This is a genomic window from Trinickia symbiotica (assembly GCF_003028655.1).
GTDB classification, from domain to species: Bacteria; Pseudomonadota; Gammaproteobacteria; order Burkholderiales; family Burkholderiaceae; genus Trinickia; species Trinickia symbiotica_A.
In genome coordinates, this window is record NZ_PYUC01000004.1 from 110946 (window position 1) to 135528 (window position 24583).

Sequence of the window (24583 nt, forward strand, 5' to 3'; positions counted from 1 at the left end):
CGCACTATCCGTTTCGACTCGCGAACGCCTCGAACTCAGCGACGGGCACCGGACGGCAGAAGAAGTAGCCTTGCCATGCATGGCATCCCGCGCGCTCGAGGAAGTCTCGCTGCGCTTCGTTCTCCACGCCCTCGGCAATCACGTCGAGGCCGAGGCTCTGAGCGAGCGCCACGATGGTCCTGGCGATGACGGCATCGTTGGGATCGATGAGGATGTCGCGCACGAAGGAGCGATCGATCTTGAGCTCGTCGAGCGGCAACTGCTTCAGATACGAAAGCGACGAGTAGCCGATGCCGAAATCGTCGAGCGAGAAAGATACGCCGACGGCTTTCAGCGCGGCCATCTTGTTGATGATGTCCTGCACGTTGTCCACCACCACGCTTTCGGTCAGCTCGAGCTTGAGCCGGTTCGGATCGGCTCCGGTGCGCCCGATGATCGAAAGGACGTCGCCGACGAAGCCTGGCTGACGGAACTGCTGCGCGCTGACATTGACGGCGAGCGTGAGATGGGCGAGTCCCGGCTCGCCCGACCACCGCGCGAGCCTTGCGCAGGCGTCTTCGAGCACCTTGTAGCCTAGCGGTAGGACCAGCCCCGATTCTTCCGCGAGCGCGATGAACTCGGCCGGCGCCACGATGCCCCGTTCGGGATGCTGCCAGCGCACGAGCGCCTCGGCTCCCGTCACGCGATTGCCGGCGCCGACCTGTGCCTGATAGTGGAGCAGGAACTGCGCTTCGTCGATGCCGCGGCGCAGCGCGGCCTCCATCGCTACGCGCTCGACGACGACCGTTTGCATCGTCGGATCGAAAAAGCACATCGCGTTGCGGCCGCGCTCTTTCGACTTATACATCGCGAGATCGGCCTGCTTGAGCAGTTCCTCAATGGTGGCCTGGTGCCCCCGAAACATCGTGGCGCCGATGCTTGCCGTGCTGCGATGATCGGCGCCCTCGAGCTGATAGGGTTTGCCGAGCATCGCAAGTATCTTTTCGCCGATCGCCTCGATCTGGCCCGCCGCGTCCTGTTCGTTCGCGCTCAAGCTGCCGACCACCAGCACGAACTCGTCGCCGCCCACGCGCGCGACCGTATCGCCTTCGCGGACACAGGCCAGAAGACGCTGCGCCGTCTGCTGCAGCAGCATGTCGCCCTTGTCGTGACCGAGCGTGTCGTTGAGCGTCTTGAAGTTGTCGAGGTCGATGAAAAGCAGGCCGCCGCAGGTTTCGTTCTGGGCGCTCACGGCGATCGCTTGCCGCAGGCGGTCCCATAGCAGCCGGCGATTCGGCAATCGCGTGAGCGCGTCGAAGAAGGCGAGCTCCTTGATGCGCTCCTCGGCGATTTTGCGCTCGGTGATGTCGTTGTGCGTGCCGACGTAATGCGTCACGTTGCCGTCGTCGCCCCTCACCGCGGTGATCGTCAGCCACTTCGGGTAGATCTCGCCGTTCTTGCGGCGATCCCAGATTTCCCCCTGCCAGCCGCCGGTGCGATGGATCGTGTCCCACATGTCGCGATAGAAGGCCTTGTCGTGACGGTCGGACCGCAAGATGCTCGGCATCTTGCCGACCAGTTCTTCGGCCGTGTAGCCGGTGCACGCGGTGAAGGCCGAGTTGACGCGCAAAATCCTGCCGCTCGCGTCGGTGACCATCATGCCCTCCATCGACTCGAACGCAACCGCGGAGATGCGCAGCTCCTTCGTCATGGCCGAAGCGAGCCTCATGGCTCGGTTGCGGCCCGTTCCCATCACCCACGCCAGCAGCGCGAGCAGGAAGCTCAGGCCCGTGCCCGTGACGAGAATCAGCGCCTGCGAATCGCGTTCGAACCGGTCCTGGAAGCCGTCGAGCGCAACCATCGAGAGCACCCATTCGTGTCCGCCCACGACGAGGTACTCGTTCGACGAAAGGCCCTGGGCCAGCGGTCGCTTGTTGGTGTTCGGCGAGCGATAGAGCAGCGACGCGTCGGTCGGCTCGACACCGTCGTAGATGGTGAGCGAGAGGCCGGGGGAAAGCTGGCCGTAGAGGCTGGCGATGACGTCGCGCATCCGGAACGACGCATAGACCCACCCGATGAGGCCGGCTCGGCGCTGCTCGATGGTATCGAGCGGCACGCCCTGGGCATACACCGGGAGGTAGATCACGAAGCCCGGCTGCGTCTCGTCGCCCGAATCGACGGCGAGCTGCACTTTGCCGGACACGACCGCAAGACTCGAATCGCGCGACTTCTCCAGGGCGAGCCGCCGCGCGGAAATCGCCCATGCGTCGAAGCCGAGCACTCTGCGCCGTCGGTCCGTCGGCGGCTCGCGCTGCACGATCGGCGCGTAGCTTTCGCGCGTGCCGGCCGGAACGATCGTGTATTCGCGGTCGACGGTGTCGCGCATCATTGCTATGTGGGCGGCCTTGCCGGCCGCGGGGACCCATTGCACCAGCCCGAGCGCTTGGATGCCGGAGAAGTTCGCATCCGAGCTGACCGAGTTCACGTAGTCGTGGAACCGCGCCCGATCCATCGTCCCGGTGGCGACAAAGAGCGCCTGGACGCCGCGCAGCAACTGCTCGTAAGCGGCCATCCGTTGCTCGATGCGGCCGACCGCGTCGCCGAGCTCGAAGTTGAACTGAGCAAGCAGTTCATGGCGGGACGCCTGGCGCTCATGGTTCCACACGGCCCACGTGATGCCGAGGCCGGCCAGCAGGATCACGAGGGGTAGGAGAACGAGGCGTGCCCGGATCACGGCGGGGACTTGAAGTCGACCATGGCATCGGCCAGGTCGCGTTTGAAATACTTTTCGAAGATGCGGCGAACCGTGCCGTCCGCTCGCATGTCGTTGACGAGCGCGCGCCACTTCTCGCGCTCCTCGGGAGGCAATGCCTTCCTCGACATGATGAGACCGTGCGGCACCGACGGATCGTTGAATTCGACGATCGTCGTGATGTCGCGGATCTTCTTATCGTCGATTGCTGGGTAATCGAACGGCTCGATGATCATGCCTTGAATATGATCGAGGACGAGCGCGTCGTAGAGCGGCTCGAGACCGCCTGCCTGGCTGACCCGGTTGGCGGCGGCCAGCGAGTCGACAAGTCGGTTCGCCGACTCGCTGTAGCGGAAACTCCGAATGACGCCGAGCCGGAATTGATCGTTGTGCTCGAAGTCCGACAATTGTCGGATGCCCGCGTCCTTGCGCACCAGCAGGTAGTACTTGTTGCTGAAGTACCAGGCGAAGTCGGCGTAACGGACACGCTCTTCGTTGGCGATGCCCGAGAGACTGAAATCGAGCGCACCCGATTCGATCAGATTCCAGATCCGCGCGCGCGACATGAGGCTGACCCGGATCTGGCAACCGCTGCGGCGGGTCAGTTCTTCGGCGAAATCCTTATCGATGCCTGTGTCGGTATCGAGCGAATAGAGCAGGCCGTGATCATGCAGCGCGAGCGTGAAAGGCCTGGAGCAGTCCGGGCCGGCTGCGAGCGCGTTGCCGAGGCTGCCCAGCACGAGAAGCAGGGCGACGAGTGCTTGTCGAATCACGAGGTCTCCAGCGTAGAAAGGTTGACTTGTCCAGGGTTTCTTCTTGGCTGTCGGCGACGTTTGATGACTGCACGTGCAATCGTTGCTTCATTCGGTCGCGTCCTCGCTACCGCGAAGCATCGCCCGAAATAGCTCCAGACACAATATCGGCTTGTGATGACGGATCTTGAGGGTTGCTACGACCGTATCGTCGGCCGCGCAAGCCGATTTTCGCTCGGAGCGAAGTGCCTAATACTTCGTCGCACTTTCCAAAGCGACGCATATCCGTTGCGGTCAGCTCGCGCACTTCTCGGCGCTTGTCAGTCAATGGTTTGCCCTTCGGCATATCAACTCCCGTTTAACGGTGTACAAACGTTCGATGCTATTACGCGCAAGCACTCTGGCAGTGCGACGCCTGCCGACATTCGGACGCCGCGAGGGAAGACGACGTTTGGGGATACCATTTGCCGTGTCCCTGCTTAGGACACCGCGACCATGGACAATAAACATGTCGATTCGGCAGCGCTAGGAGCGAATACGCGGCCCGTCCTCGTCTGGGACGTGCCGACGCGGCTCTTTCATTGGCTCATCGTCGTGCTCGTCGCGGCCGCCTATGTGACCGAACGGCTCAACTGGATGGATTGGCACGCCTGGATCGGTGAAGCGGTGCTTGCGCTGGTGCTGTTTCGCATCCTTTGGGGCTGCTTCGGCAGCGAGACGGCAAGGTTTCGCCGTTTTCTCGCGTCGCCCGCCGCGGCCCTGCATCACTTGCGGCGAATGTTACGGCGCGAGCCCGATCTGCAGATCGGGCATAACCCGGCAGGCGGCTGGATGGTCGTGCTGTTGCTCGCCTTGCTGCTTGGCGAGACGTTGACAGGCCTTTACACGAACAACGATGTGGCCGACGAGGGGCCATTCACGCCATGGGTGCCGGCGTGGATCGCCAATGCGATCACCGATTTACACACGTGGTTGTGGGACGCGCTCGTTGCCGCCGTGGCGATGCATCTGCTGGCTATTGCCGTCTATGCCGCGGCGAAGGGGCACAACTTGCTGTGGCCGATGCTGAGCGGCCGCAAATCGATGCCAATGGAAGCGTGCGAGCCCCGGTTGGGATCGATGGGGCTCGCGTTGCTCCTGTTCGCTGCCGCGAGTGTCGCGGCAGCCGTACTCGCGAAGTATTTCTGAAGCTTACTGCGAGCGTTATTGCTTGGGCGGCATCACTTGACCGCGAATCTCGCCGTCCGGATGCTCCTTCGTGTGCACGTTGATATAGAGCTCACCTGCCATGAACTCCTTGGCTTGTTCGTCGGACAACGTCGCCTTGCCCTCGATGGGGCCCGTGATCGGCGTGCTCGTCGAGCCCTTCTTCGAAAGCCATACGACGGGGGGCGCATTCTTCCCTTCCGTCGCCGGGCCGTGGAAGTGCGCCATGGTCGCGGGGCCCGAGAGGTCGTGGGTCGTAATGTTCCACGTCACGACTCGCGTATCGGGATCGTAGGTCAGCTTCGCGTCACCCGTTGCCTTCGTCTGTACCGGGGGCACCTGCTCCGAACCGTTGAGCGGCACGGAAAAAGACATGGGCGCGGCCTGCGCGACGACTGCCGCGCTCGCGCAAGCGATACCGGCAAGCGTCACGGCGGCTCGCCGCAATCTGGAAATGCTCATCTGCCATCACTCCTATCGGGAATCCTCAGTCGAGAGACGATGATCCGATGTCGTCGAACGAGGATCGGCATTGAAGCCAGGTTCTTCTTCGGACGCGGTGAATAGCGGCTTTGTGCTCCCTCCGGCCGCGAAGGCATTGTAAGCCGAGCCGCTCGGATCTGCCCGCCAAGCCACAGCGGGCTGAGCCGAGCCCGTTAGCCGATTCGCTTGGCGAGCTCGACGGCCTTGCCGATGTAGGACCCGGGCGTCATCGCCAGCAGGCGCGCCTTCGCATCGTCGGGAATCGCAAGCGTCGTGATGAACTGCCGCAGGGCTTCGCGCGTAATGCCCTTGCCGCGCGTGAGTTCCTTCAGTTGCTCGTAAGGGTTTTCGATGCCATAGCGCCGCATGACCGTTTGCACGGGCTCGGCGAGTACCTCCCAACATCCGTCGAGATCCTCGTCGAGACGCTGCGGGTTGACCTCCAGCTTGTCGAGCCCGCGGATCAGCGCGTCGTAGGCGAGCAGCGAGTAGCCGAGCGCTACGCCCATGTTGCGCAGGACCGTCGAATCGGTGAGGTCGCGCTGCCAGCGCGAGACGGGGAGCTTGTCGGCGAGATGGCGCAGCGTCGCGTTCGCGAGCCCGAGGTTGCCTTCGGAGTTCTCGAAATCGATCGGGTTGACCTTGTGCGGCATCGTCGACGAGCCGATCTCGCCAGCTTTCGTCTTTTGCTTGAAATACCCGAGCGAGATGTAGCCCCAGACGTCGCGGTCGAGATCGAGCAGGATCGTGTTCGCCCGTGCGACGGCGTCGAAGAGCTCCGCCATGTAATCGTGCGGCTCGATCTGAATCGTGTAGGGGTTGAACGCCAGCTTCAGGCGGTTTTCGACGACGTTGCGCGAGAACGCCTCCCAATCGAAGTCGGGGTAGGCGGACAGATGGGCGTTATAGTTGCCGACGGCGCCGTTCATCTTGCCGAGAATTTGCACGGCGGCGATGCGCTCGATCGCGCGCGCGAGGCGCGCGGCGACGTTCGCGATTTCCTTGCCGAGCGTCGTCGGGCTCGCCGGCTGGCCATGCGTGCGCGAGAGCATCGGCTGCTCGGCGTGCGTGCGCGCGAGTGCGACGAGCCGCGCATGGACGGAGCGCAGCGCGGGCAGAATGACATGCTCGCGCGCGCCGGCCAGCATGAGACCGTGCGAGGTGTTGTTGATATCCTCGGACGTGCAGGCGAAATGGATGAACTCGCTCGCGCGCTCGAGCTCGGGCTGGCCCTTCACCGATTCCTTGAGCCAGTACTCGACGGCCTTCACGTCGTGGTTCGTCACGCGCTCGATTTCCTTGATGCGCGCGGCGTCATGCGCGGAAAAGCGCTCGACGAGCTCGAGCAGAAACCGTTCCGATTCCCCCGAGAACCTGGGGACCTCGGCGAAGCCGGCCTGCGAGAGCGCGATGAGCCAATGAACTTCGACCGTCACGCGATGACGCATGAACGCGGCTTCAGAAAGCCAGTCGCGCAGTGCTTCGGTTTTGGCCGCATAGCGGCCGTCGAGCGGGGAGAGGGCGGTGAGCGTGAAAAGGGTATCGGCGCGGGTATCGGACATGATGAGGCGGTCGGGCGCCCGAATGCGCCCGTTCGGAAGCGGAAGGGAACCGCGAATTTTACCACCTTCGAGCCGCCAGCCGCCCAGGCTGGCCGCGCCCTGCTAAGCGAGCGGGGCCAGCCGTCAGACCGGACATTCGTTGTCGCGGCGAGAGCGCCGCGGCGCTCGCTCGCGTGTCACTTCCCTGCCGAAGCCGTTTGACCGATGCCGGCGCTCGCAGGCATCGACGCATTGGCCGCGGTGGCGGCCGGCGCGGCCCAGACGAGCCATTGCCCGCGCAGCGCGACGAGGGCGCCGCAAGCGCAGGCGGCGAGCGCGCCGAACGTCGCGAAGCCCATCTGGTAGCTGCCCGTGCTTTCCTTTGCGATGCCCATTACGACGGGAAGGTAGAACCCGCCAATGCCGCCCGCCGCCCCGACGACGCCCGAAAGCAGACCCGTCTTGCCCTTCCAGCGATGCGGCACGAGCTGGAACGTCGAGCCGTTGCCGAGCCCGAATGCGATGTAGAGGAGCACGAGCAGCGCGATGCCGCCGCCGAGCGGGGGCATCCACGCGGCGAACGCGAAATCGGCGATGGAGATGACGGCGAGCAGCAGCATCAGCGCACGCACGCCCGTCACGCGGTCGGCGACGTAGCCGCCCATCGGGCGCACGATCGCGCCGAGAAACGCGAGCAGCGACATGAAGAGGCCGGCTTCGAGCTTCGGCATCTGATAGAGGTTCGTGAGCAGCAGCGTGACATACGAGGACATGCCGACGAACCCGCCGAAGGTGATGCTGTAGATGAGCATCATGACCCAGGTGTCGCGCTCGGCGAGGACAGCCCGATAGCGGGCGGGCAAGAGCGCGATGGCGCCGGCCGCGCCGAGCACGGGCAAGAGCAATACGCCGGTTTTGCCCGAGCCGAAGACGCCGGCCTTGACCGCGAGCACCAGCGCCACGAGCCCGGCGAGCACCGCCGCGAAGCTCGCCGCCGCGCGCGGCAGGCTCCCTGACTTTTCGCCGCGATCGTCGGCCCAGGCGAAGAGGGCGAGGCCGGCGATCGCCAGAAGCGGCAGTGCCGCGGCCGTCGCGAATTGCCAGCCGAGCGCGGCGGCGACATGCGGAAAGAGGAAGCCGTCGAGCACGGCGCCGATGTTGCCGGCCGCGGCAAGCCCCAGCACCAGGCCCTGCACCTTCGGCGGATAGCTGCTGCCCGCCATCGGCAGCGCCACGGCGAAGCTCGCGCCGCCGACCCCGAGAAACACGCCGAGCACGAGCAGCAGGGAGTACGACGGCGTCGCGGGCCAGAATGGCAGGACGATGGTCGGCAGCGCCGACAGCAGCACGCCGATCAACGCGACGCGCCGTCCATCGGCCGACTGATAGAGATTACCGAGCGCGACGCGCAGAATGGCGGCCGCGAGCACGGGCACGGCGACGAGAAAGCCTTGCTGCGCGGCCGACATCGCCACGTCCTTGCCGATGAACGGCGCAAGCGGGCCGTAGAGGACCCAGACCGTGAAGCCCGTATCGAAATAGAGAAAGCAGGCGAGAAGCGAACGCCAGTTGCCGCTCCGTAGCGCGTGTTGCAAGTTCTTCATGACATCCTCACGTCGGGTGATCGAAGGTGAAACGCGCACTTTGTCTTTTTGCAATGCAGCGCGGCCGCATCGAAACGCAAGGGCCATGCCATCGTCCGGCGCGCGGGGCTTCTAGGCCATCGGCTGTTAGTTTTGGCGGGGGAGGTGTCAGTCAGATGAAAGCCGGATCCGGCATTGCAGGCCGCTTGTCGGGGGCGGCGATTCGATCGCGGGCGAATGGCGGCAACGAGGGGCGGGAACGGCGGCCGTTCCGCTTGCGCACCAGCGGTGCGCGGGCGGCACTGCCCGCGTGCTCCGCGCGCTCGGTAATGGTGCGTTGCGGAAGTTAGATGTTCAATGCCGATCCCAACCGCGCCGGAAAGCGGCATGCGCGACAATGGCGTCCGACCTTTTCCGAGGAGACGCGAACATGATGGACACGGGTAGGCGGGACCTAGCATGGAACTGAAGTGGCTGGAAGATTTCGTCTCGCTCGCGGAAACGCGCAGCTTCAGCCGTTCCGCCGAGCTTCGGCATGTGACTCAGCCCGCTTTTTCACGGCGAATCCAGGCACTCGAAGCGTGGCTCGGCACCGAGCTCATCGATCGCTCGGTCTATCCGACGCGTTTGACCAATGCCGGTGAAGTCTTCTACGAGCAGGCGCTCGCGATGCTCTCGCAAGTGCACGAGGCGCGCGTGCTGTTGCGCGGCCATATCGGTGCGCCCGCCACGACGATCGAATTCGCCGTCCCCCATACGCTTTCACTCACCTATTTCCCGAAATGGCTGCAGCGCATCGAGGCGCAGATGGGGCCCATTCATACGCGGCTGCGGGCGCTCAACGTTCACGACGCCGTGCTTTCGCTCGTCGAGGGCGGGTGCGATCTCGTGATGGGCTATCACCATCCGAGCCATCCGGTCGCGCTCGATCCGGGTCACTACGACATGCTCACGCTCGGCTTCGAGCCGATCAGCCCCTTCTCGGCGCCGTTGCGCGCGGGGCGCCCGCGCTTCCAACTGCCGGGCACGGCCGATGCGCCGGTTCCGTATCTCTCGTACACGCCGAACGCGTACCTGGGCCGGATGACCGAAGTCATCATCGCCAAAGCGCCGGAGCGACTCTACCTCGACCGCGTCTATGAAACCGACATGGCCGAGGCGCTCAAGGCGATGGCGCTCGCGGGCCACGGGGTCGCGTTCCTGCCGCACAGCGCGGTGGAGGACGCGGTCGCGGCAGGCGCGCTGATCCGGCTCGATCGCCCGACGCGCGGCACGGCCGCGGACCGTTTCACGCTGACGATGGAGATTCGCCTCTATCGCGACAAGCTTGCCGCCGCCGCCGACGATCGACGTCAGCGGCTCGTGCAGCGTCTATGGCAGGTGGTCGCCGACGAGCTCGGCGTGAACGGAAAGAGCGAGACCAATGAGATTGGCTGAAAAGCCGTGTCATGCAAATTTTGCATAACAGGATGACCAATCGGCATTGGATTTCAAAAACCGCTTTTCTCACAATGGCGCACATTCTCTGACCGCTGGAGTGTCCATGTCTTCGCAATCGTCGTCGGCGCCGTTGGCGCAATCGATTCCCTCCTACCTGCATGCCGACGATCTCGGTCCCTGGGGCAACTATCTGCGCCAGGTCGATCGCGTCGCTCCGTACCTCGGTTCGCTCTCGCGCTGGATCGAGACGTTGAAGCGTCCGAAACGAATCCTCATCGTCGACGTGCCCATCGAACTCGATGACGGCACGGTCGCGCACTTCGAGGGATATCGCGTGCAGCACAACGTCTCGCGCGGCCCCGGCAAGGGCGGCGTGCGCTATCACCAGGACGTGACGCTCTCGGAAGTGATGGCGCTGTCGGCCTGGATGTCGGTCAAGAACGCGGCCGTGAACGTGCCGTACGGCGGGGCCAAGGGCGGCATTCGCGTCGATCCGCGCAAGCTCTCGCGCGGTGAGCTCGAGCGCGTGACGCGCCGCTACACGAGCGAGATCGGCATCATCATCGGACCGAACACCGACATCCCCGCGCCCGACGTCAACACGAACGAGCAGATCATGGCGTGGATGATGGACACGTATTCGATGAACCAAGGCCAGACGGCTACGGGCGTCGTGACGGGCAAGCCGATCTCGCTCGGCGGCTCGCTCGGGCGTCGGGAGGCGACGGGCCGCGGCGTGTTCGTCGTCGGCACGGAGGCGGCGCGCCGCAAGGGGCTCGACATCGAAGGCGCGCGCGTCGTCGTGCAAGGTTTCGGCAACGTCGGCGGCATCGCCGCGCGGCTCTTTCAGGAGGCCGGCGCGAAAGTGATCGCGGTGCAGGACCACACGGGCTCGATCTGCCGGTCGAGCGGCATCGATACGGCGGCACTGCTCGAACATGTCGCGAAGACGGGCGGCGTGGGCGGCTTCGCCGGCGCGGACCCGCTTGGCAACGACGAATTCTGGACGATCGAAAGCGACATCCTGATTCCGGCCGCGCTCGAAAACCAGATCACCGAGAAGAACGCCTCGAAGATCAGGACGAAAATCATCGTCGAAGGCGCGAACGGCCCGACGACGACGGCGGCCGACGACATCCTGCACGACAACGGTGTGCTCGTCGTGCCCGATGTGGTCGCGAACGCCGGCGGCGTGACGGTCTCGTACTTCGAATGGGTGCAGGACTTCTCGAGCTTCTTCTGGACCGAAGACGAGATCAATCAGCGCCTCGAGCGCGTGATGCGCGAAGCGTTCAACGCCGTCTGGCAGGTGGCGGGCGACAACGACGTCTCGATGCGCACGGCCGCGTTCATCGTTGCGTGCAAACGCATCCTGATGGCGCGCGAGATGCGCGGGCTCTACCCCTGACACTCGTTGGCGCGAGGCGGCACGCCGATCCTGCGCGCGTCGCTTCCAAAACAAAATCCTCGTGATGGCGCTCGAGCATCGTGCATAACACGGTGCGCCCGGCGCCGGGTGCGGGCGGCATCGACCATGCCGCCCGCTTTCCGTTTGCGGGCGCACATCGCGAGCGAATTCGATGCTTTCAACCGCATTACTTTGCGCTACACTGGCGCGGGGCTTTTGGCAGGCTCAAGAAGGAGATCACACAATGAAGTTCAAGACGAGCATGCTCGTTGCGCTTTGCGCCGGTGCCGTGATGGCCGGCAGCGCGTTCGCGCAGGATTCGGGCACGTTGAAGAAGATCAAGGATACGGGCGTCATCGCGCTCGGGCATCGTGAATCCTCGATTCCGTTTTCGTACTACGACGAGAAGCAGCAGGTGATCGGCTACTCGCGCGACTTCCAGATGAAGATCGTCGACGCAGTGAAGAAGAAGCTCAACATGCCGAACCTGCAGGTGAAGAACATTCCGGTCACCTCGCAAAATCGCATTCCGCTCGTGCAGAACGGCACGGTCGACATCGAATGCGGATCGACGACGAACAATGCCGAGCGCCAGCAGCAAGCGGACTTCTCCGACACGATCTTCGTGATCGGCACGCGGCTGATGACGAAGAAGGACTCGGGCATCAAGGACTTCCCCGACCTGAAAGGCAAGACCGTCGTCACGACGGCCGGCACGACCTCCGAGCGTCTCTTGCGCAAGATGAACCAGGACAAGAACATGGGGATGAACATCATCAGCGCGAAAGATCACGGCGAGTCGTTCCATACGCTCGAGACGGGCCGCGCGGTCGCGTTCATGATGGATGACGCGTTGCTCGCGGGCGAACGCGCGAAATCGAGAACGCCTGACGATTTCGTGATCGTCGGCACGCCGCAGTCGCGCGAGGCGTACGGCTGCATGATGCGCAAGGGCGATACCGAGTTCAAGAAGGTTGTCGACGACGCCATAGCGCAGGTCGAGACGTCGGGCGAAGCCGATCAGCTGTACAAGAAGTGGTTCGAATCGCCGATTCCGCCGAAGGGGCTCAACCTCAAATTCCCCGAAAGCGACGACATGAAGGCCCTCTTCAAGAAACCGAACGACAAGGCGATCGACTGAGCGCCGGCGGCGTCGGCGCCTTTCTCGCCACGTTATTGAAAGATTGAATCGAACGGAAGGAGCGCGGCGCTTCTTCCGTTCTTTTCGTTGGAGTCTCTGACATGTCGTATCACTGGAATTGGGCCGTCCTGCTGCAGCCCGTCTCCACCGGCGAGCCCACGACTTACCTTGGCTGGCTGCTTTCGGGCATGTGGATGACGGTATCGGTCTCGCTTTGCGCGTGGGTGATCGCGCTCATCGTCGGATCGTTTTTCGGCGTGTTGCGCACGACGCCGAGCCGCCTTCTGACCGGTATCGGCACCGTCTATGTCTCGGTGTTCCGCAACATTCCGCTCATCGTGCAGTTCTTCGTCTGGTACTTCGTCGTGCCGGAACTGCTCCCTGTATCGATCGGGACCGCGTTCAAGCAATCGCCGCCCGGCGTGCAGTTCTTCACGTCGTCGGTGGTCTGCCTCGGCCTCTTCACGGCTGCGCGCGTTTGCGAGCAAGTGCGCTCGGGCATCGAGGCGTTGCCGCGCGGACAGCGCGCCGCCGGCCTCGCGCTCGGCTTCACGCAGTGGCAGACCTATCGGCACGTGCTGCTGCCCGTTGCCTACCGGATCATCGTGCCGCCGCTCACGTCCGAGTTTCTCAACATCTTCAAGAACTCGGCCGTCGCCTCGACGATCGGCCTGCTCGAGCTCTCCGCGCAGGCACGGCAACTCGTCGACTATACGGCGCAGGCCTACGAATCGTTCATCGCCGTGACGGTAGCCTACCTGATCATCAATCTCGTCGTGATGGCGTTCATGCGCTGGGTCGAGAGCAAAACGCGTCTGCCCGGCTATATCGGAGGCAAGTGATGCACCAATTCGATTGGACGAGTATCCCCGGCGCATTGCCGGCGCTCGCGTCGGGCGCTGTCGTCACGCTCGAAATCACGGTGATCGCGATCGTCGTGGGCATCGTCTGGGGGACGATGCTCGCGCTGATGCGTCTTTCCGGCATCGCGCCGCTCGCCTGGTTCGCGCAGGGCTATGTCACGACTTTCCGCTCGATCCCGCTCGTCATGGTGCTGTTGTGGTTCTTCCTGATCGTGCCGCAACTGCTGCAGAACGTGCTCGGGCTGTCGCCGAACATCGACATTCGCCTGGCCTCGGCGATGGTCGCTTTTTCGCTCTTCGAGGCAGCCTATTACTCGGAGATCATTCGCGCGGGGATTCAGTCGGTATCGCGCGGGCAGGTCAACGCATCGTTCGCCCTCGGCATGACCTACTGGCAATCGATGCGCTACATCATCCTGCCGCAGGCGTTTCGCGCGATGGTCCCGCTGCTGCTGACGCAGGCCATCGTGCTGTTTCAGGACACGTCGCTCGTCTATGTGATCAGCCTTGCGGACTTCTTTCGCACGGCCACGAATATCGGCGATCGGGACGGTACGATGGTCGAGATGATACTGTTTGCGGGCGCCTGCTATTTTGTCGTATGCGCGGTAGCCTCCGGCGTAGTCAAAGGGCTTCGGAAAAAGGTTGCAAGATGATTTCACTCAAGAACGTATCGAAGTGGTATGGGCAGTTCCAGGTGCTGACGGATTGCACGACAGAGGTCAACAAGGGCGAAGTCGTCGTCGTCTGCGGACCGTCCGGCTCGGGGAAGTCGACGCTCATCAAGACCGTGAACGGCCTCGAGCCGTTTCAGCAGGGCGATATCGTCGTCAACGGACAGTCGCTGAAGGACAGGAGCACGAATCTGTCGAAGCTGCGTGCGAAAGTCGGGATGGTGTTTCAGCACTTCGAGCTCTTTCCGCATCTGACGATCACCGAGAACCTGACGCTCGCGCAGCAGAAAGTGCTCGGCCGGTCGAAAGACGAGGCGACGACCAAGGGGATGAAGCTGCTCGATCGCGTCGGCTTGCGCGCTCACGCCGACAAGTACCCGGGCCAGCTCTCGGGCGGCCAGCAGCAGCGCGTCGCCATTGCGCGGGCCCTCTCGATGGATCCGGTCGCGATGCTGTTCGACGAGCCGACTTCGGCGCTCGATCCGGAGATGATCAACGAAGTGCTAGACGTGATGGTCGAGCTCGCGAAGGAAGGCATGACGATGATGGTCGTCACGCACGAGATGGGCTTCGCGAAAAAAGTCGCGCACCGCGTGATCTTCATGGATCGCGGCGTCATCGTGGAGGATGATCAGAAAGATGCGTTCTTCGCCAATCCAAAATCGGATCGCGCGAAAGACTTCCTCGCGAAGATCCTGCACTGACGTCTAACCGCACGGGTTTCCGGCGTAGGCCGAATCACGATTCGTAGGCCGCGACGTCATCCGCTTCGGCGGCAAGATCTCCGGTCGCAACCGCCTTTGCGTTTTGCATCGACGCGGAAGCGGTTTCGTCGCAGGCCGGGTTGCGCGCCTTCTCGAGCACATGCGCGGGCACCGGAATATGCGTGCGCGCGACCACGTCGCCGTCCTGGAACATCAGCAGATCGCCGGGCTCGAAGGCCGTCCAGATCTCGTCGTCGGTGAGCGGCTGCGTGGCGATGACGGCCACGCGATCTTCAGGCGTCGTGTACTGCGCGAAGTCGATTGACATGTCCGCATCGATCAGATGCGCGGTCGAGAACGGCCAGCGCCGCACGAGGTAGTGCAGGTGCGTCGAGCAATGGGCGAAGAGCGCCTGCCCATTCGACATGAGGAAGTTGAAGACGCCGTAATTCGTGACGTCGCGCGTGAGTTCGGCGACCGCCGCGAAAAGATCGTGCAGCGGCGGCTGCGCGCAAGGGAACGCCTGCCGCAAGCCTTGCATGATCGCGCAGAAAGCGAGCTCGCTATCGGTGGTGCCGACCGGCTGGCAAATGCCCGAGAGTGTCGGCCGGTAGTCCTTCAGGTCGCCGTTGTGGGCGAAGATCCAGTGCCGGCCCCAGAGTTCGCGCATGAACGGATGGCAGTTCTCGAGCAGAATATGCCCCTGCGTCGCCTTGCGAATGTGCGCGATTGTGTTCTTCGACTTGATCGGATAACGCTTGACCATCTCGGCAATCGGCGAAGTGGCCGACGATTGATGATCGATGAAGAGCCTGCAGGCTTTATCTTCGAAGAAGGCGATGCCCCATCCGTCGGCGTGGTGATCGGTGACGCCGCCCCGCGCCGCGAAGCCGGTGAAGGAGAACGTGACGTCCGTCGGCGCGGCGCAGTTCATTCCGAGGAGTTGGCACATGGTGCTGATGGGGCGGGCCGCGACCGGGCTAACCGTTCGCCGAACCCGCTACAATATGTTTTTTGAAGCATATACCGAGCCGCTGAGCGAAAAAAGCGAAATCAGCGTGCACGGCCCGATGGGCGTTGCGGTTTTTCCACGACCCATCCCGGCAATTTTTGCATGAGCCGCGCACCGCTTCGCTGCCGGGCCTCGGCGCGAGAAGCCGGCTCTCTCTTCTTCGATCGTCGCCATGACCGTTTCCCTTTCGTCCCAGACCGCCGCTGCAAGCGGCGGCCGTCCGTCAATGCTTACGCTCGCGCGTCCCGACGACTGGCATCTTCATTTGCGCGACGGCGCGATGCTGGCGGCCGTCCTGCCGCATACGGCGCGCCAATTCGGTCGCGCGATCGTCATGCCCAACCTGAAGCCGCCCGTCACGACGACCGAAGCGGCGCGCGCCTACCGCGAGCGGATACTGGCCGCGTTGCCCTCGGGCATGGCCTTCGAGCCCTTGATGACGCTTTACCTGACCGATAACACCGCACCCGACGAGATCCGGCGGGCGAAAGAGAGCGGCTTCGTGCACGGGGTGAAGCTTTATCCGGCCGGGGCGACGACGAATTCGGACGCCGGTGTCACCGATCTTCGCCACTGCGCGAAGACGCTGGAGGCGATGCAGGAAGCGGGCATGCCGTTGCTGATTCACGGCGAAGTGACGGACCCGTCCGTCGATCTGTTCGATCGCGAGCAAGTCTTCATCGATCGCGTCATGGAGCCGCTGCGGCGCGATTTCCCGGCGCTCAAAGTCGTGTTCGAGCACATTACGACGAAAGACGCGGCCGACTACGTTCGCGACGCCGGCGCGCCGCCGGGGCGGCTCGGTGCAACGATCACGGCCCATCATCTGCTCTACAACCGCAACGCGATCTTTCAGGGCGGCATTCGGCCGCACTACTACTGCCTGCCGGTGCTCAAGCGCGAGACGCATCGTGTGGCGCTCGTCGCGGCGGCCACCTCGGGGGATCCGCGCTTTTTCCTCGGCACGGATAGCGCACCGCATCCGAAAGGGCTGAAGGAGCATGCATGCGGCTGCGCAGGCTGCTACACCGCGCTCCATGCCCTCGAGCTTTATGCGGAAGCGTTCGACGAGGCCGACGCGCTCGACAAGCTCGAAGGCTTTGCGAGCTTTTTTGGCGCGGACTTCTACGGCCTGCCGCGGAGCACTGAGAAGGTGACGCTCGTGCGCGAGCCGTGGACGCTGCCGGCCGCGATCGAGGCCGGTGACGCCTCGGTCGTACCACTGCGCGGCGGGGAAGAAATCGGCTGGCGGCTCGCTTGATCGTCCCGATCCTTTATTAGCCGGCCGATACCGAGTGAGCGCGGGATTCCTCGACTTCGACCGCATCGACTGGTCCACAGCGTGGTTCTCGCCTTTTGCCGAGCGCGGCAAGCGCTGGCAACGCGTGGCGCTCGAGCACCCCGACGATTACCTCGGCGAACTGCGGCGCGATGCGCGCGCGAGCGCGCAGACAACGGGCGGCGGCGCGCCGCTGACGTTCATCGCGCAGGCGGAGCTGCCCGCCGGTACCGCGTACGAGGCGCACATCGCGGCGACGGGCGGTGTGCCGACCCGCGAGAACCTGCACGATTTCTTCAACGCCCTGGTCTGGTTCAGCTATCCGCGCGTGAAGGCCGTCCTCAACGCCCGACAGGCGTTGGCCATCGCGCGCGACGGGATCGGCGGCTCACGGGGCGCCGAGCGCGATGCGCTGACGCTCTTCGACGAAAACGCCGTCGTTTTCGTCGCCTGCGATCCGGCCCTGAGCCGCGCGCTTGTCGAATTCGACTGGCGGCGTCTTTTCGTCGCGGAGCGCGCCGCCTGGGGGCGGCGTTGTCTGGTTCGGCCGTTCGGGCACGCGTTGCTCGAAAAACTGATCGAGCCCTACAAGGCCTGCACCGGGCACGCCTGGATCGTCGAGGCGCCGCCGGAATTCTTCGACTGGCCCGCGACACGGCAAACGACATGGCTCGACGAGACGATCGCCGCGACGCTTGCCTCGACATCCTTGACGAGCCGCCTGTTTGCCCCGCTGCCTGTTCTCGGCATTCCGGGCTGGTGGCCGGCCAACCGCGATCCCGCTTTTTACGACGACGAGCGCGTGTTTCGAAGGGGCCGCCGAGTCAGGGGCGCCGAGCCGCGAACGCCGCTTCGTTGACGGCACGGCGCCCTTCCGGAAGGGCGCGCGCGCTGAAGCGCGAGCGCCCGTGAGCATGCACGTGCTTGGCTGTTGCTATACTTGCAAGCTGCAAAGCAGGCCAGGCAGTCGCGGCCTCCTGACGTCGGGTTTCGGCCCTGACGGTGGGAGGGCGAGGAAAGTCCGGACTCCACAGGGCAGGGTGATGGCTAACGGCCATCCGTGGCGACACGCGGAACAGGGCAACAGAAAGCAGACCGCCGATGGCCCGGCGCAAGCCGGGATCAGGCAAGGGTGAAACGGTGCGGTAAGAGCGCACCGCGGCTGCGGCGACGCAGTCCGGCACGGCAACCTCCACCCGGAGCAATTCCAAGTAGGCAGGCACGCATCTTCGGATGCAGGGCGGGGCCCCCGTCGCGCCTGCGGGTAGGAAGCTCGAGCGCGTCAGCAATGGCGCGCCTAGAGGAATGGCTGCCACGCGCGCGGCGCCCATTGCGGCGTTGCGCGTGCACAGAATCCGGCTTACCGGCCCGCTTTGCCGATCATGGAAGAGCCGGCGTCGTTCTCGGCGCCGGCTTTTTTCCTGATGACGCGCGCTTCAGTTCTCGACGATATCGAACGAATGCGAAAGCTCGGCCGTCTTGGCGAGCATGATCGAAGCCGAGCAGTACTTATCGTGCGAGAGGTTGATGGCACGCTCGACCGTCGCCGGGTTCAGGTTCTTGCCTGTGACGGTGAAATGGAAGTGGATCTTCGTGAAGACCTTCGGATCCTCGCTCGTGCGCTCTGCCTTCAACGTGACGGAACAGCCCGCGATCTCCTGCCGGCTTTTCTTGAGGATCATCACGACGTCGTAGGCGGTACAGCCGCCGGTGCCGAGCAGCACCATCTCCATCGGCCGCGGCGCGAGATTGCGGCCGCCGCCTTCGGGCGCTCCGTCCATCATGGCGAGATGGCCGCTGCCGGTCTCGGCGGCGAACGCCATGCCGTCAGGCCCCATCCAGCTCACTTTGCATTCCATGTCGAAGCTCCCGCGCGGTTAATCAGTCGAAGCGCCATTCTACCGCGCTGCCCGGCGCTCGCTGCAGTGCAGCGAGGGAGCCCGAGCGCCCGGTTCGAGCCGAGCCCCTTTTCGCGATCACGTATATGTATTTCACATTATGAGTTGAGATTTCGCGATGCAAATTTTCTTGCGCGTTTGCCAACGCGTCTGTACAATGCACTCCATTGGTTGTCGATGTTGGCAACCTCCGCATGTCTCCTCCACCCTCCTCCTAAGGTGGATTAAGCCCGAACCGAGCGTTCGGGCTTTTTTTTGACTCTGCTCGATGAATTCCTTTATAATTCAGGGCTTTTCCGCATCCATGCCCGCGGAAGAAGAACAGGGAGAGCCTGCAGCAAGAGCCTTTGGGGGTTTTCGGCACCGAAAACGATCCAGCGGCCGGCAGCGCGCCGGAAGCGGCCCGACGAAGTCGAGAGACGACGAAGGGCGGGTACCGTCAGCGCCGCGAACAAGCAGGAACAACATGAAGGGCAGGGCAATTTTTGGGATCGATCATGAAGACATTTTCCGCCAAAGCCCATGAGGTGACGCGCGAATGGTACGTGATTGACGCGACGGATAAGGTTCTCGGCCGTGTCGCCAGCGAAGTGGCACGCCGTCTTCGCGGCAAGCACAAGCCTGAGTTCACCCCGCACGTCGATACGGGTGATTTCATCATCGTCATCAACGCCGGCAAGCTCAAGGTTACCGGCAACAAGACGACGGACAAGAAGTACTACCGCCATTCGGGCTACCCGGGCGGCATCTACGAAACGACGTTCGGCAAGATGCAGGAGCGTTTCCCGGGACGCGCGCTCGAGAAGGCCGTGAAGGGCATGCTGCCTAAGGGGCCGCTCGGCTACGCGATGATCAAGAAGCTGAAGGTCTACGCCGAAGCCACGCATCCGCATACGGCTCAGCAGCCGAAAGCGCTCGAGATCTAAGGGGAGCCCACATGATCGGTAACTGGAACTATGGCACGGGCCGTCGCAAGAGCGCTGTCGCCCGTGTGTTCATCAAGGCGGGCAAGGGCGAGATCGTCGTCAACGGCAAGCCCATCGCCGACTACTTCTCGCGCGAAACGTCGCTGATGATCGTGCGTCAGCCGCTCGAGCTCACGAACCATGCCACGACGTTCGACATCAAGGTCAACGTCACGGGTGGCGGCGAGACGGGTCAGGCAGGCGCCGTTCGTCACGGCATCACGCGTGCGCTGATGGATTACGACGCCACGCTGAAGCCGGCGCTGTCGAACGCCGGCTTCGTGACGCGCGATGCACGTGAAGTCGAGCGGAAGAAGGTCGGTTTCCACAAGGCACGTCGCCGCAAGCAGTTCTCGAAGCGTTAAGCGCTTCTCTGCGCACGCACCGCGAGAGCGGAATGGCGTTGCCAGAGGCGGCACGAAGAGCCGCCGACGCCCGAGCCACGGGTGTCGGCGGCTCTTTTCGTTGCGTGGCGCGCATGCGTCCAGATGCACCTATTGCATTCAAGGCTTTCAGCACGATATTCCTAAGCGACTTACAATGGCGCTAGAAGCTTTTTTGGAGAGTTCGAATGAACGCCGTCACCGATACCCCCGTGACCGAAATGCCGGCCCCGTTCGTCTTCACGGACGCGGCGGCTGACAAGGTGAAACAACTGATCGACGAAGAGGGCAATCCCGACCTCAAACTGCGCGTTTTCGTGCAGGGTGGCGGCTGCTCGGGTTTTCAGTACGGTTTCACGTTCGACGAAACGATCAACGAAGACGACACCGTCATGGTGAAAGGCGGCGTGCAGTTGTTGATCGATTCGATGAGCTATCAATACCTCGTCGGCGCCGAGATCGACTACAAGGACGACCTCAACGGCGCGCAATTCGTCATCAAGAACCCGAACGCGTCGACCACCTGCGGCTGCGGATCGTCGTTCTCGGTCTGAGTCGGCGCCAGCCTCGGCAATCGTTGTTGGGCCGCCGCAGCGCTCGCTGTCGCGGCATTTGAACGGGGCTCCGGCCCCGTTTGCCATGTCCGGCCGCTCCGAGCGGTCGCGTGTCCCTGCGCTTCAGCGCGGATAGATAGCGCCCAAAATTCGCTCACCGGCGGCGCCCGTGACAGCGGGCAGGTTGCCGGGCGTGCGTTCCATGCACCGCATGGCCAGCCAGGCGAATGCAAGCGACTCCACGTGATGGGGCGGCACGCCGAGCGCATCGGTCGTCCTGACGGGTATGCCATTGACGCCGCTCCTGGCGAGCGCCGCGTCGATGGCCTTCAACAGCTGAGGATTGCGCGCACCGCCGCCGCACACGTAGACGGCGCGGCAATCGGACGCATGCCGCTCGATCTCGCGCGCGATCGTGACACCCGTGAGCGCCGCGAGCGTCGCCTGAACGTCGGCTGGCTTCAGCTCGGCATCGCTGAAGGCGGCGAGCTTGGCGTCGAGCCACGCGGCGTTGAAGAGGTCGCGGCCGGTGCTCTTCGGCGGCGCCTGCTCGAAAAATGGCTCGTCGAGCAACGCATTGAGCAGCGGCTGATGCACGGTGCCGCTCGCGGCGAAGCGCCCGCCCTCGTCGTAAGGCGCGCCGATATGCCGGAACGCCCATTCGTCGAGCAGCACGTTGGCGGGGCCGCAATCGAAGCCGCGCACGGACGCGCCCACGCCCGGCTCGACGGCGGCGGGCAAGATCGTGATGTTGCTGATACCGCCGAGATTGCAGACCACGCGCGTTTCGTCGCCCGACCCGAAGATTTGCGCGTGGAACGCGGGAACGAGCGGCGCGCCCTGGCCGCCCGCAGCGACGTCGCGGCTGCGGAAATCGGCAACCACATCGATATGCGTCATTTCGGCGAGCAGCGCCGGGTTATTGATCTGGCGCGTATATCCCTTTTCGGGGCGGTGACGGACGGTCTGCCCGTGCACGCCGATCGCCCGCACACGGGTGGGCCCCACGTTGGCCGAGCGCAGCAGTTCGTGGCAGCAGACCGCGTAGCGCGAGGCAAGCGCCGACGAAGCGAGCGCTTCGCGCTCGATCTCGTTCTCGCCCGGCTGCTGCAACGCGAGCAAGGCGCCGCGCAGACCGTCGGCGAAGCTGACGAAGGCATCGGCGAGCACGACAGGCGGCTTGCCGGCGGCGAATTCGACCGCGATGCCGTCTACGCCGTCGAGACTCGTGCCCGACATCAGCCCGAAATAGATGCCGTTCGCAGTGGGGGGCGTGTTACGTGGCACGCTGGGCTCCTCATAGTCTGTTCCGCAGTCCACCATTATCCGCGCAAGCGGGAACCCCGTTAAGCGAGCGATGCCCCGGAAGCGCGGCGAGAATATGGGACAATTGAGCCTTTTGCACCATCCCCGTTTCAAGAATTCCAGAGATGAGCACCGAGTCCACTGCCAAACCCGCGCCGACGTACCCGATCACGGACGAGGTTCGCCACGCGCTCGCCGTCGCGAAGCGCGGCGCCGATGAACTGCTGATCGAAGAGGAGTTCGCCGGCAAGCTCGCAAGGAGCGCCGCGACGGGCAAGCCGCTGCGGATCAAGCTCGGGCTCGATCCGACGGCGCCCGATATCCATATCGGCCACACGGTCGTGCTGAACAAGATGCGGCAGCTCCAGGACCTCGGTCATACCGTGATTTTCCTGATCGGTGATTTCACGTCGCTGATCGGCGATCCGTCCGGTCGCAATGCGACGCGCCCGCCGCTTACGCGCGAGCAGATCGAATCGAACGCGAAGACCTACTTCGAACAGGCGTCGCTCGTGCTCGACAGAGAAAAGACGGAGATTCGCTACAACAGCGAATGGTCGATGCCGCTCGGCGCGGACGGCATGATCAAGCTCGCCTCCCGCTACACCGTCGCGCGCATCCTCGAGCGCGAAGATTTTACGAAGCGTTTTCAAGGCGGCGTTCCGATCTCGATCCACGAATTCCTTTACCCGCTGATGCAAGGGTACGACTCCGTTGCGCTCAATGCGGATCTAGAGCTCGGCGGCACGGACCAGAAGTTCAACCTGCTCGTCGGACGCGAGCTCCAGAAGCAGTACGGGCAGGAGCAGCAATGCATCCTGACGATGCCGCTGCTTGAAGGGCTCGACGGCGTCGAGAAGATGTCGAAATCGAAGAACAACTACGTCGGCATCGGCGAAAAGCCCGGCGACATGTTCGGCAAGCTGATGAGCATCTCGGACGATCTGATGTGGCGCTACTACGAGCTGCTCTCGTTCCGCAGCCTCGACGAAATCGCCCGCTTCAAGCGCGAAGCCGGGCAAGGGCGCAATCCGCGCGACTTCAAGGTCATGCTCGCCCAGGAGATCGTCGCGCGCTTTCATTCGCAGGCCGATGCCGGGCGCGCACTCGAGGAATTCGACTATCGCGCGAAGGGCGGCGTGCCCGACGATATCCCGTCGGTCGCGCTCACCGGGGCGCCGCTCGGCATTGGTCAATTGCTCAAGCAGGCGGGCCTCGTCCCGTCGACGAGCGAGGCGCTGCGCAACATCGAGCAGAATGGCGTCAAGATCGACGGCGTGACGATCTCCGACAAAGGGCTCAAAGTCGAAGCCGGCGAATACGTCGTGCAGGTCGGCAAGCGCCGCTTCGCGCGCGTCACGCTTTCGGCGTAAAGGGCGGCGCGGCGATGATCGCGTTGATTCAGCGCGTCGCGCGCGCCGAGGTGCGCGTGGGCGAGCGCGTGACAGGGCAAATCGGCGCCGGGCTCCTGGCGCTCGTTTGCGCTGAGCGCGGTGACACCGAGGCGCAAGCGGACAAGCTCGTGGCGAAGGTGCTCGGCTATCGAGTCTTCAGCGACGCGGCCGGCAAGATGAATTTGCCCGTCACGAACATCGACGGCGAGGATCGCGCGGGCGGGCTGTTGCTCGTTTCGCAGTTCACGCTCGCCGCCGATACGGACAGCGGATTGCGGCCGAGCTTCACGCCGGCTGCACCGCCCGACGAAGGCCGGCGTCTTTTCGATTACTTCGTCGCGGCGGCGCGTGCGCGGCATCCGATCGTCGAAACGGGCGAGTTCGGCGCCGAAATGCAGGTCTCGCTCGTCAACGACGGTCCCGTCACCTTTTGGCTGCAAACGCGCGGCTGACGAAAGAAAGAGGTCCCTACGCAATGACGACTCGCGTGCTTTTCATTCGTCACGGCGAAACGACCTGGAATCGCGTCAAGCGGATACAGGGGCATATCGACATTCCGCTCGCGGCGAGCGGATTGGCGCAAGCCGAGCGGTTGGCCGCGCGGCTTGCATCTCGAGTGAACGGCCGGCACCCGGCGCAGCCGCCGCAGTCAGCCTACGAAGCTCGTTCAGCGGGTGAAATCGACGCGCCGCCGCCGCGCGCGGTGCTCGACGCCATTTATTCGAGCGACCTGCAGCGCGCGCAGCAAACGGCGCAGCCGACGGCGAGCGCGCTCCGGCTTCCGCTGCAGTTGTGCACGGGATTGCGCGAGCGCGCGTACGGTGTCTTCCAGGGACATGACAGCAACGAGATTGCGGCACGCTTTCCCGATGCCTATGCGATCTGGCAAACGCGCGATCCCGGGTTTGCGCCCGACGGAGGCGAGTCGTCGCGCGGGTTCTTTCACCGCGTGCTGCATGCGGTGGCCTCGATCGTCGCCGCTCATCCGGGCGGCCATATTGCCTGCGTGACGCACGGCGGTGTGCTCGACTGCATCTATCGCCATGCGCGCGGGTTGTCGCTCGAAGCGCCACGCGACTACCCGCTACTCAACGCCAGCATCAATACCGTCGACTTCGACGAAGCGGGCCGCGCATCGATCGTGGGGTGGGCCGATGTCGAACATCTCCACGGCGAAAGCGAGGACGACGGGCTTAGCCCCGCAAGCGCCGCCTCTCGCTGAAAAGCTTCTGAGCCGCTCTGGCTCGCCGCAACGCGGCGGCGTGCG

The 24583-nt window shown here is 64.0% G+C and carries 24 protein-coding genes and 1 other RNA gene; 17 read left to right on the forward strand and 8 right to left on the reverse strand.

What is annotated here, in order from left to right; translation table 11 throughout:
* Nucleotides 1–4 precede the first annotated feature (4 nt).
* Nucleotides 5–2713, reverse strand: coding sequence for a bifunctional diguanylate cyclase/phosphodiesterase (locus tag C9I57_RS08960; RefSeq protein ID WP_107150284.1), 2709 nt, complete (start codon nt 2711–2713; stop codon nt 5–7).
* Nucleotides 2710–3504, reverse strand: a complete 795-nt coding sequence (locus C9I57_RS08965; protein WP_107150285.1) for a substrate-binding periplasmic protein — start codon at nt 3502–3504, stop codon at nt 2710–2712. The genes C9I57_RS08960 and C9I57_RS08965 overlap by 4 nt, the downstream gene beginning before the upstream one ends.
* A gap of 474 nt (nt 3505–3978) precedes the next feature.
* Here C9I57_RS08965 and C9I57_RS08970 point away from each other — a divergent pair, with 474 nt between their 5' ends.
* Nucleotides 3979–4671 carry a cytochrome b/b6 domain-containing protein gene (locus tag C9I57_RS08970; protein ID WP_107150286.1) on the forward strand — a complete coding sequence of 231 codons (693 nt, stop codon included), beginning with the start codon at nt 3979–3981 and terminating at the stop codon, nt 4669–4671.
* 15 nt (nt 4672–4686) lie between these two features.
* On the opposite strand, the gene C9I57_RS08975 is transcribed toward C9I57_RS08970, so the two are convergent.
* The 3 genes from C9I57_RS08975 to C9I57_RS08985 form a co-directional block, all read right to left on the reverse strand.
* Nucleotides 4687–5151 carry a CHRD domain-containing protein gene (locus tag C9I57_RS08975; RefSeq protein WP_107150287.1) on the reverse strand — a complete coding sequence of 155 codons (465 nt, stop codon included), beginning with the start codon at nt 5149–5151 and terminating at the stop codon, nt 4687–4689.
* Nucleotides 5152–5345: 194 nt separating this feature from the next.
* Nucleotides 5346–6734: an adenylosuccinate lyase gene (purB, locus tag C9I57_RS08980; protein WP_107150288.1), complete on the reverse strand. Its 1389-nt coding sequence runs from the start codon at nt 6732–6734 to the stop codon at nt 5346–5348.
* A 176-nt stretch (nt 6735–6910) separates the two neighbouring features.
* A complete protein-coding gene (locus tag C9I57_RS08985; RefSeq protein ID WP_107150289.1) occupies nt 6911–8317 on the reverse strand; it encodes an MFS transporter in 1407 nt (468 codons plus the stop codon).
* 438 nt (nt 8318–8755) lie between these two features.
* Here C9I57_RS08985 and C9I57_RS08990 point away from each other — a divergent pair, with 438 nt between their 5' ends.
* The 6 genes from C9I57_RS08990 (at nt 8756) to C9I57_RS09015 (ending at nt 14526) form a co-directional block, all read left to right on the forward strand.
* Nucleotides 8756–9733, forward strand: coding sequence for a LysR family transcriptional regulator (locus C9I57_RS08990; RefSeq protein WP_107150290.1), 978 nt, complete (start codon nt 8756–8758; stop codon nt 9731–9733).
* A gap of 106 nt (nt 9734–9839) precedes the next feature.
* A complete protein-coding gene (locus C9I57_RS08995; RefSeq protein ID WP_107150291.1) occupies nt 9840–11144 on the forward strand; it encodes a Glu/Leu/Phe/Val family dehydrogenase in 1305 nt (434 codons plus the stop codon).
* A 262-nt stretch (nt 11145–11406) separates the two neighbouring features.
* On the forward strand, nt 11407–12285 hold the full coding sequence (locus tag C9I57_RS09000) for a glutamate/aspartate ABC transporter substrate-binding protein (protein ID WP_308836353.1): 879 nt from the start codon (nt 11407–11409) through the stop codon (nt 12283–12285).
* Nucleotides 12286–12386: 101 nt separating this feature from the next.
* Nucleotides 12387–13127, forward strand: coding sequence for an amino acid ABC transporter permease (locus tag C9I57_RS09005; protein WP_107150293.1), 741 nt, complete (start codon nt 12387–12389; stop codon nt 13125–13127).
* Complete coding sequence (gltK, locus tag C9I57_RS09010; protein ID WP_107150294.1) at nt 13127–13804, forward strand: glutamate/aspartate ABC transporter permease GltK; 678 nt, start codon at nt 13127–13129, stop codon at nt 13802–13804. Before C9I57_RS09005 ends, gltK begins: the two co-directional genes overlap by 1 nt.
* Nucleotides 13801–14526, forward strand: a complete 726-nt coding sequence (locus tag C9I57_RS09015) for an amino acid ABC transporter ATP-binding protein (protein ID WP_018439923.1) — start codon at nt 13801–13803, stop codon at nt 14524–14526. The genes gltK and C9I57_RS09015 overlap by 4 nt, the downstream gene beginning before the upstream one ends.
* Before the next feature lie 34 nt (nt 14527–14560).
* On the opposite strand, the gene C9I57_RS09020 is transcribed toward C9I57_RS09015, so the two are convergent.
* Nucleotides 14561–15478: a class II glutamine amidotransferase gene (locus tag C9I57_RS09020; RefSeq protein ID WP_107150295.1), complete on the reverse strand. Its 918-nt coding sequence runs from the start codon at nt 15476–15478 to the stop codon at nt 14561–14563.
* Between C9I57_RS09020 and C9I57_RS32695 the strand changes: the two genes are divergently transcribed.
* From C9I57_RS32695 to rnpB, 4 genes are all read left to right on the forward strand, one after another.
* Nucleotides 15477–15644, forward strand: a complete 168-nt coding sequence (locus C9I57_RS32695) for a hypothetical protein (RefSeq protein WP_181321780.1) — start codon at nt 15477–15479, stop codon at nt 15642–15644. The genes C9I57_RS09020 and C9I57_RS32695 overlap by 2 nt on opposite strands.
* A 66-nt stretch (nt 15645–15710) precedes the next feature.
* Nucleotides 15711–16799 carry a dihydroorotase gene (pyrC, locus tag C9I57_RS09030; RefSeq protein ID WP_181321781.1) on the forward strand — a complete coding sequence of 363 codons (1089 nt, stop codon included), beginning with the start codon at nt 15711–15713 and terminating at the stop codon, nt 16797–16799.
* A 34-nt stretch (nt 16800–16833) separates the two neighbouring features.
* Complete coding sequence (locus C9I57_RS09035) at nt 16834–17676, forward strand: DUF3025 domain-containing protein (protein ID WP_107150297.1); 843 nt, start codon at nt 16834–16836, stop codon at nt 17674–17676.
* Nucleotides 17677–17768: 92 nt separating this feature from the next.
* Nucleotides 17769–18196, forward strand: an RNA gene (gene rnpB / locus C9I57_RS09040) — RNase P RNA component class A.
* A gap of 57 nt (nt 18197–18253) precedes the next feature.
* Here the strand turns inward: rnpB and C9I57_RS09045 are convergent.
* On the reverse strand, nt 18254–18676 hold the full coding sequence (locus C9I57_RS09045) for an OsmC family protein (RefSeq protein WP_107150298.1): 423 nt from the start codon (nt 18674–18676) through the stop codon (nt 18254–18256).
* A gap of 536 nt (nt 18677–19212) precedes the next feature.
* Between C9I57_RS09045 and rplM the strand changes: the two genes are divergently transcribed.
* From rplM to erpA, 3 genes are all read left to right on the forward strand, one after another.
* Nucleotides 19213–19641 (forward strand): 50S ribosomal protein L13, encoded by a 429-nt coding sequence (rplM, locus tag C9I57_RS09050; RefSeq protein ID WP_020566108.1) that lies wholly within the window; start codon nt 19213–19215, stop codon nt 19639–19641.
* A gap of 11 nt (nt 19642–19652) precedes the next feature.
* Nucleotides 19653–20045 (forward strand): 30S ribosomal protein S9, encoded by a 393-nt coding sequence (gene rpsI, locus C9I57_RS09055; protein WP_107150299.1) that lies wholly within the window; start codon nt 19653–19655, stop codon nt 20043–20045.
* Between the two features lie 206 nt (nt 20046–20251).
* Entirely contained in the window at nt 20252–20617 is a 366-nt protein-coding gene (gene erpA / locus C9I57_RS09060) for an iron-sulfur cluster insertion protein ErpA (RefSeq protein WP_018439931.1), read from the forward strand.
* A gap of 123 nt (nt 20618–20740) precedes the next feature.
* On the opposite strand, the gene C9I57_RS09065 is transcribed toward erpA, so the two are convergent.
* Nucleotides 20741–21940, reverse strand: a complete 1200-nt coding sequence (locus C9I57_RS09065; RefSeq protein WP_107150300.1) for an anhydro-N-acetylmuramic acid kinase — start codon at nt 21938–21940, stop codon at nt 20741–20743.
* 107 nt (nt 21941–22047) lie between these two features.
* Here C9I57_RS09065 and tyrS point away from each other — a divergent pair, with 107 nt between their 5' ends.
* Genes tyrS through C9I57_RS09080 form a run of 3 tightly spaced genes read left to right on the forward strand, consistent with a single transcriptional unit; the run spans nt 22048 to nt 24538 of the window.
* Nucleotides 22048–23295 (forward strand): tyrosine--tRNA ligase, encoded by a 1248-nt coding sequence (gene tyrS / locus C9I57_RS09070; RefSeq protein ID WP_107150301.1) that lies wholly within the window; start codon nt 22048–22050, stop codon nt 23293–23295.
* Nucleotides 23296–23309: 14 nt separating this feature from the next.
* Nucleotides 23310–23768, forward strand: a complete 459-nt coding sequence (gene dtd, locus C9I57_RS09075; protein ID WP_107150302.1) for a D-aminoacyl-tRNA deacylase — start codon at nt 23310–23312, stop codon at nt 23766–23768.
* Nucleotides 23769–23791: 23 nt separating this feature from the next.
* Nucleotides 23792–24538, forward strand: coding sequence for a histidine phosphatase family protein (locus tag C9I57_RS09080; protein WP_107150303.1), 747 nt, complete (start codon nt 23792–23794; stop codon nt 24536–24538).
* The last annotated feature ends 45 nt before the right edge of the window (nt 24539–24583 follow it).